The organism is Microbacterium sp. P5_B6, from assembly GCF_056400345.1.
The window spans coordinates 1-1675 of the sequence record NZ_JBFULL010000066.1; the positions used below are offsets into that span (position 1 = coordinate 1).

Annotated in this window: 2 protein-coding genes; one reads left to right on the forward strand and one right to left on the reverse strand. The window is 66.0% G+C overall.

Going from position 1 to position 1675, the window contains the following annotated elements:
- On the forward strand, positions 1-507 hold a 507-nt coding region (locus AC1DP3_RS18220; RefSeq protein ID WP_477295770.1), incomplete at its 5' end, for an AMP-binding enzyme.
- 113 nt (positions 508-620) lie between these two features.
- On the opposite strand, the gene AC1DP3_RS18225 is transcribed toward AC1DP3_RS18220, so the two are convergent.
- Positions 621-1675: extracellular solute-binding protein (locus tag AC1DP3_RS18225; protein ID WP_477295772.1), on the reverse strand; the 1055-nt coding region annotated here is incomplete at its 5' end.

Here is a 1675-nt window from a genome sequence, read left to right on the forward strand (position 1 = left end):
GTGATGCTGGGCTATTGGGACGAGCCGAAGAAGACTGCTGAGGCGGTCGATGATGAGGGCTGGATGTGGACGGGCGACATCGGAGTGATGGATGAGGACGGCTACGTCAGCATCACCGGTCGGATCAAGGACATGGTCATCCGCGGTGGGGAGAACATCTATCCCCGCGAGATCGAGGAGTTCCTGATGACTCATCCCGACGTGCTCGATGCTCAGGTGATCGGGGTGCCAGATGAAAGGTACGGCGAGGAGCTCATGGTCTGGCTGCGGCTACGAGACGGAGTCAACGCATTGGATGCCGCCTCCGTGCGCGAATACTGCTCGGGCAGGCTCTCCCATCACAAGATCCCCAAGTACGTCCACGTGGTAGACGAGTTCCCTATGACGATCACCGGGAAGGTCCGAAAGGTTGCGATGCGCGAGGCGGCAACAGACATCCTCGGCCCCGGCGCCTCCTTGGTGGAGTCGTTGGATGCCCGAGGAGCCCGCGACGAGCCGGGCGCGTGAGACTGAGCATTTCGGCCTCGCAGTTGGCTGAGCCACGCCGGTCACGCTAGAGCCCGACTGCGCGGATGCCGCCCGGGGAGTCTCCCGGGCGGCATCCGTTGTACTGAGGGGCGTTACTCGCCCCAGGCGGCGTCCATTTCGTCCAGTACCTGGTCGACGGTCTTCTGGCCGGTCAGCAGCCCTTGTACGCCGATGGAGAGGGCGTCGTAGACGGCGGGGTTCGGGAACGTGGCGAGCGGGGCTTCCACGAACGAGCCCTGCTCGAGCAGTTCACCGACGGGCTGGTACTGGGGCGGCAGGCTCGCGGCATCCACGCCGGTGATCGGGACGAAGCCGGACAGGTCGGCGAACGCTTGAGCCTGTTCCGGCTCGGCGGCCCAGTCCAGGAAGTCCTGGGCTGAGGCCTTGGCGCCGTCCTCGGCTGCCGCGTTGATGGCCCATGCGTAGCCGGCGGAGGCGACGATGAAGGGCTCTTCCCCCTTGGCCGGGGGGAACGCCTGCACCGTAAGGTCCAGCCCGGTCGCTCCGCCGATCGAAGCGGCCGCTGAGCCAGGAACGCTCGCGCTGAGCGACGTCTGGCCGCCGATGCCCTGGGTGATGGTGTCGAACGTGCCTCCTTCGACGCCGTCCTGGAAGCAGCCGCTGTCCTTCATCTCGATGATGGATTCGAGGACATTGCGCCAGGCGCTGTCGGCGAAGGTGACGTCGCCCGCGGCGCGCTGCTCGTTCCAGTCCGGCGTGGGTCCGTAGACCTGTGTTGCAGAGATGACCATGGCGAGGAGGCCGTTGTTGGCTGGGGCGGCACCGGCGAGCACGTTGAAGGATTTGCCGCCATCGCGCGCGGTGCCGCACGCCTTCAGCATGTCGTCATAGGAAGCCGGGTAGTCCTTGATACCCACATCCGCCGCTCCCGCTGCGTTGTAGAGGAGACCGGTCGGGGTGAGCGCAGCTGGCTGGGCGTAGATCTTGCCGTCGACTTCGTAGAGGGACTCGGTGCCATCCGGGATGACGGCGGCCGAGGTCTCGTCGAGTGGCTCGAGGAACCCGGCGTCGGCCAGTGTGATGACGGAGACCGGCTGTCCCGTGCCTGGGGAGAGGATCATCATGTCCGCGGCATTGCCGCCTTGCAGCTGAGTCGTGACCTGCGTGCTGTAGGCCTCCCCCGGGT